This window comes from Bradyrhizobium sp. (assembly GCF_017881085.1).
In the GTDB taxonomy this organism is placed as follows: Bacteria; Pseudomonadota; Alphaproteobacteria; order Rhizobiales; family Xanthobacteraceae; genus Bradyrhizobium.
The window spans coordinates 1-5,787 of the sequence record NZ_JADGRI010000330.1; the positions used below are offsets into that span (position 1 = coordinate 1).

General features: G+C 64.7%; 6 protein-coding genes. All 6 read left to right on the forward strand.

Annotation, left to right across the window (positions count from 1 at the left end; translation table 11 throughout):
* On the forward strand, window positions 1-465 hold a 465-nt coding region (locus tag QZ213_RS23555), incomplete at its 5' end, for a branched-chain amino acid ABC transporter permease (protein ID WP_291688486.1).
* Entirely contained in the window at window positions 462-1,253 is a 792-nt protein-coding gene (locus QZ213_RS23560; protein ID WP_291688487.1) for an ABC transporter ATP-binding protein, read from the forward strand. The genes QZ213_RS23555 and QZ213_RS23560, both read left to right, overlap by 4 nt.
* Window positions 1,250-1,954, forward strand: a complete 705-nt coding sequence (locus QZ213_RS23565; RefSeq protein WP_291688488.1) for an ABC transporter ATP-binding protein — start codon at window positions 1,250-1,252, stop codon at window positions 1,952-1,954. The genes QZ213_RS23560 and QZ213_RS23565 overlap by 4 nt, the downstream gene beginning before the upstream one ends.
* Before the next feature lie 34 nt (window positions 1,955-1,988).
* A complete protein-coding gene (locus QZ213_RS23570; RefSeq protein WP_291688489.1) occupies window positions 1,989-2,444 on the forward strand; it encodes a MarR family transcriptional regulator in 456 nt (151 codons plus the stop codon).
* Window positions 2,445-2,768: 324 nt separating this feature from the next.
* Complete coding sequence (locus QZ213_RS23575; RefSeq protein WP_291688490.1) at window positions 2,769-3,953, forward strand: cytochrome P450; 1,185 nt, start codon at window positions 2,769-2,771, stop codon at window positions 3,951-3,953.
* A 161-nt stretch (window positions 3,954-4,114) separates the two neighbouring features.
* Complete coding sequence (locus QZ213_RS23580; RefSeq protein WP_291688491.1) at window positions 4,115-5,398, forward strand: FGGY-family carbohydrate kinase; 1,284 nt, start codon at window positions 4,115-4,117, stop codon at window positions 5,396-5,398.
* Window positions 5,399-5,787 lie beyond the last annotated feature (389 nt).

The window sequence follows — 5,787 nt, forward strand, 5'->3', positions numbered from 1 at the left end:
AGGATCATCGCATTCTCCCCGTTCGGCTATGCGCTGCGGGCGACCCGCGACTCCATCAGGCGCAGCGAGGCGATCGGGATCAACGGCAAGCAAATCCAATGGACCGCTTTCGTGATTGCCGGCACCGCCGCCGGCATTGCGGGCGCGCTGTTCGCCTATCTCAAGGGCAGCGTGTTTCCCGACAGCCTCGGCATCTCGCTCTCGGTCGACGCGCTCGTCATGGTGCTCCTGGGCGGCGTCGAGACGGTCTCCGGCGCCATCGTCGGCGCCATCGTCTACAAGGCGCTGAGCATCTGGCTGGTGAGCCAGACCGATCTCTCGAAGCTGGTGCTGGGCGGCGTCATCGTTCTGATCGTGGTCGCATTGCCGAAAGGCATCGTCGGCGTGCTGGAGACCATCCGGCATCGCCGCCGTCCGCAACCGCCGTCCGCCATTCTCGCGTCCCCGATCGAGACCGCCGAATGAGCATCGCGCCCACACTGCTGTCGGTCGAGGGGCTGAGCAAGTCCTATGGCGGCGTGCATGCCGTGCGCGGTGTGTCGTTCGAGCTGAAGGCCGGTGAAATCCTGGCGCTGATCGGTCCCAATGGCGCCGGAAAGAGCACCTGTTTCGACATGCTCAACGGCCAGACCACGCCCGGCGCCGGCAAGATCAACCTGCTGGGCCACGACACGACCGGCAAGAGGCCACGCGCGGTCTGGCGGCTGGGGGTGGGACGTACCTTCCAGATTACAGCGACGTTCCCGACCATGACGGTGCGCGAAAACATCCAGGTCGCGCTGGTGTCGTATCACCGGCAGCTGTTCAATCTCTGGGCCTCGACGCCGAAATTCGCCCCGGAAGAGGCCGATTCGCTGCTGGCGCTGGTCGGCATGGACGGCTACGCACATCGTCCCTGCGGCGAAATCGCCTATGGCGATCTCAAGCGGCTGGAACTGGCCGTTGCGCTCGCCAACCAGCCCAAGCTGCTCCTGATGGATGAGCCGACCGCCGGCATGGCGCCGCGCGAACGCATCGAGCTGATGCGGCTGACCGCGCGGATCGCCCGGGAACGATCGATCGGCGTTCTCTTCACCGAGCACGACATGGACGTGGTGTTCGAGCACGCCGATCGCATCCTGGTGCTCAACCGCGGCACATTGATTGCGGAAGGCTCGCCCGAGGAAGTGCGGCGCAACCCGGAGGTCCGCGCCATCTATCTGGGGGAGGGCCTGGTCTACGACATCAGCCATCGCGAGGGGGCGCCGGCATGAAGCTCTCGGTCGAGGGGCTCAACAGTTTCTATGGCCCCGCCCATATCCTGTTCGACGTCGCGCTCGAAGTGGGCGACGGCGAGGTGGTGGCGCTGCTCGGACGCAACGGCGCGGGAAAATCCACGACCTTCCGTTCCATCGTCGGCCTCGTGGAGCAACGAAGCGGCCGCATCGTGTTCGAAGGCCGGGATGTCTCGGACCAGCCGACCCATGTGATCGCCAGCCGCGGCCTCGGCTATGTGCCGGAAGAGCGGCGTATCTTCACGGACCTGACGGTCGATGAAAACCTGGAGGTCGGCCGTCAGCCCGTACGGCCGAACGCGCCGCACTGGACGCGGGAGAAATTGTTCGCGCTGTTTCCGAATCTCAGCGAAATGCGCGGCCGGGCAGGCGGGCGCATGAGCGGCGGCGAGCAGCAGATGCTGACCATTGCCCGGACGTTGATGGGCAATCCGTCGCTGGTGCTGCTCGACGAGCCGTCGGAGGGGTTGTCGCCCAAGATCGTGGAGCAGATGGTCGACGCGATCCTGACCATGAAGAAGGAGGGCGTCAGCATGATCGTCTCCGAACAGAATTTGCATTTCGCCAGGCTGATCTGCGACCGCGCCTATATCATCGAGCGCGGCCGGATCTGCTTCAGCGGCACCATGAGCGAGCTTGACGCGCGTCCGGATATTCGCGACGCGCATCTGGCGCTGTGAGACCGGCGTCGGAAAAAAGGGGGCGAGAACGCAGATGACCAGGAGCCTTACCGCCAGACGAAGCCCCAGGCCGTCGCGGCCGGCCTACGTTCTCGAGGATCAGATAGGCTTCATCCTGCGCCAGGTGTGGCAGCGCCACGCCACGATCTTCACGAAGGAAATCGGAAACAACCTGACGCCGACGCAATGGGCGGCCTTGGCAAAGCTCACCGAGACCGGACCGTGCTCGCAGAACCAGCTCGGGCGGCTGACGGCAATGGATGTCGCCACCATCAAGGGCGTGATCGACCGGCTCACCGCCCGCGGCCTGACCGAGACCAGCCCCGACCCCGAGGACGGCCGCCGCCTGCTGGTCAGCCTGACGCGCGCGGGTCAGCAGCTGGCGGAAAAGGCCGTGCCGAACGCGCTCGCGATCACCAGGGAGACGCTTGCGCCGTTGGACGCGAGGGAGCGCGAGACGCTGGTGGCACTGCTCAGCAAGCTGCGGTGACCGGGGGCTTGGTGGAAGCCGGTATTGAACCCATCGGCGTCCGCAGCCGACCACTGGGTGCGCACGTTCCGATCCGTCATTGTCAGCGCCTGGGATGGGGTGAGCGAAGCGAAACCTATCGCAGCGTCTTCGGCCGTGTCGGTGGGTTACGGCTACGGCTGACCCACCCTACGCGCTGAATTCTTCTCTCATGCGGTTCCGGCGCGGCGGAGGAGCGTTCCGGCTTCGCGCTGCCGGTGCGGCGGGCGCCGGATTGCGCTGTTTCTCGCCTGCCAATATGCTCCGCCTCGGCACATACCGGCCAACAACCAACAGGATCACCCCATGCCGACCGCGTGCCTGGCCCCCCTGGACGAAACCATCACGATCGAAGAGCTCACGCGCGATCCCTATCCGATCTACCGGCGCCTGAGACGCGAAGCGCCCGTGTTACGGGTCAAATCCGTGGGCCGCACCTTCCTCACTAAGGCCGCCGACACCAAATACGTGAAGGACAACGCGGCGCTATTCAGCTCTGACGATCCGAACACGCCTATGAAGCGCGCCTTTCTCGCGCATACGCTGATGCGCAAGGACCACGACGAGCACCGGACCGAACGCATGGCGATGATGCCGGCCCTGATGCCGAAGACGATCGAATCCGTCTGGGCGCCGCTGTATGCGAAACTTGCCGCGGCGTATCTTGACCGGCTGCCGCGCGGTGAAGTGGTCGATCTCTTTCCCGGTCTCGCAGGACCGCTTGCCGCGCGGATTCTGGCACATGCGATGGGCATTCCGGACGCGGACGATGAAGACATGCAGCGATGGTCGCAGACGCTGATCGACGGCGCCGGCAATTTCGGCTGGACGCCGGGGCCTTTCGATGCGACCGACATCGCCAATGCGGAAATGGATAAATGTATTCGCGCCAACGCCGAACGCGTGCGGGCGGAACCGGATTCCTCGGCGCTCTCCTTCATGGTGAACGCGAAGAATCCGATTCCGGAAAGCCAGATGATCGCCAATGTAAAGATCGCGATCGGCGGCGGCATTAACGAGCCGCGCGACGCCCTGCTGACGATCCTCTACGGCCTGCTCACCAATCCGGATCAGCTTGATGCCGTGCGCGCGGGCGGCAAATGGCGCTCCGCCTTCGAGGAAGGGGTGCGGTGGGTGGCGCCGATCCAGGCGAGTTCACGGCTCGTCATGGAGGACACGGAGATCCGCGGCTGTTTCATCCCGAAAGGCGACACCGTGATGACGATCCAGGCGTCGGCCAATCGAGACGAGGACGTCTTCGACGATGGCGAAAACTATGACGGGCTGCGCGACCCCAACCCTCACCAGGCCTTTGGCAGCGGCCCGCATCACTGCGCCGGCGCGCACCTGTCGCGGCGAACCGTTGGCGCGATCCTGTTGCCCATGCTGTTCGAGCGCTTCCCCAACATGACGTTGCCTGATCCCGCGGGCGTGCGCTGGCACGGGTTCGGTTTCCGCGGCCCGCTCAATCTGCCGGTTCTCCTGCAATAGGTGCGGCGCGAGGAAGAGGCGTTCTTGTTTGCCCGCCGCCGCGGATCGTCGGCAATACCCCGAAGCGGCGCGCAGGATGGGTAGAGCGAGCGAAACTCATCGCAACGTCGCGGCCGTGTCGGATTTGATTAGAAAACGACTGTCGCTTGACCCGAGGACCCATGAGCGATCTTGTGCTGGGCGTCGATGTAGGCACCTCGGGTGTACGGGTGGCGGCGATCGATCACGACGCCCGGGTTTCGGCCTTCGTTACGTCGACCATGCCGGCGGCCCATCGCGACGGCCATCGGATCACGCAGGATGCCGCGGTGTGGGGCCGTGCGCTCGACGACGCGATGACGCGGCTCGCCTCAACCGTGGATATCTCGCGGGTGCGAGCGCTTGCGGTGGACGGCACATCCGGCACACTCGTCGCGGTCGATGATTGTGGCGTACCCGTTACGGCGGGCAGTCTCTACAACGACCGGGCCGATGACGAATCCGTCACCGCGGTCCAGCGTGCTGCCCCGGTTCACAGCGCCGTTCACGGCGCGACTTCGCCGCTCGCCCGCGCAATTCATCTGCAGCGGGCAAGACGCGTCAAAAAAATCCTTCATCAGGCAGACTGGATCGCTGGGCAATTCTCAGGACAGTTCGATATCAGCGACGAAAGCAACTCCCTGAAGACTGGTTACGACCCGGTCGCCAGGGCCTGGCCGGACTGGATAGCGGCCACCGGGGTTGAGCCAGGGAAACTGCCAACGGTAGTTCCGGCCGGCACCATCATCGGCCAGGTGTCTGCAGAAGCGACGAGACGGTTTGGCTTGCCAAGCCGGGCGGTCGTTGTCGCGGGCGTGACGGACGGATGCGCAGCTTTCCTTGCGACCGGCGCCGACAAGCCTGGCCACGCCGTCACGTCGCTTGGCTCGACACTGGTTTTGAAACTTTCGAGCGAACAACCCGTGTTCGCCCCGGAATATGGCATCTACAGCCATCGGATTGGAGACCTGTGGCTAGCCGGTGGCGCCTCCAACACAGGGGGCGCCGTGCTGGCGCGGTTCTTCACGGCGGGAGAGATCCGCGAGAACAGCCGCCTGATAGATCCGGGCATTGCCAGTGGTCTCGATTACTATCCGTTGCCGGCGCGCGGCGAGCGCTTTCCGATCAACGATCCGACATTCGAGCCGCGGGTGACGCCGCGCCCCGATGACGATGCCTTGTTTCTGCACGGGCTGCTCGAAGGTATCGCCAGAATCGAAGCGCTTGGCTACCGGCGCCTGGCTGAATTCGGAGGCCCGCAACCGACTTGCGTAACGACGGTCGGTGGCGGCGCGGCGAACCGGATTTGGAGCCGTATCCGAGCAACCATGCTCGGCGTGCCTGTTCTCACGTCCGAGAGCGAGGAGGCAGCCGTCGGCGTCGCGCGGCTGGCCTTGCGCGCGCTGCGAGCGCAATCCCGGCCATGAAGGTCGTCGCCGGATCGGTTCTGGGTGGGAGCGCGTGGGATGGGTAGAGCGAAGCGAAACCCATCGCAACGTCTCGGCCGTGTCGGTGGGTTACGGCTTCGCCTAACCGATCCTTTAATGGTTGCTACGCGCTGACCGAATTTTCGGTCAAAAATTTCATGATGAGGTCGGAGAAAAGCCGCTCCCCGTGCAAGCGCAATCCTGCGGGCCAGGCCTGCGACAAAACAACCCGACGGGCTAATTTCCGCTTTCGTCGTCGGGCAAATCACTTTTAAAGCTCCCGCCATCCTGTCCCCAAGGAAGGGGCGTTGGCCATCGTCACGAACGTTGGGACGGGATGCGGTGGACGCGGCGGCGTCGTGCGCGCGATGGGATGGCAGGGCGAGCTT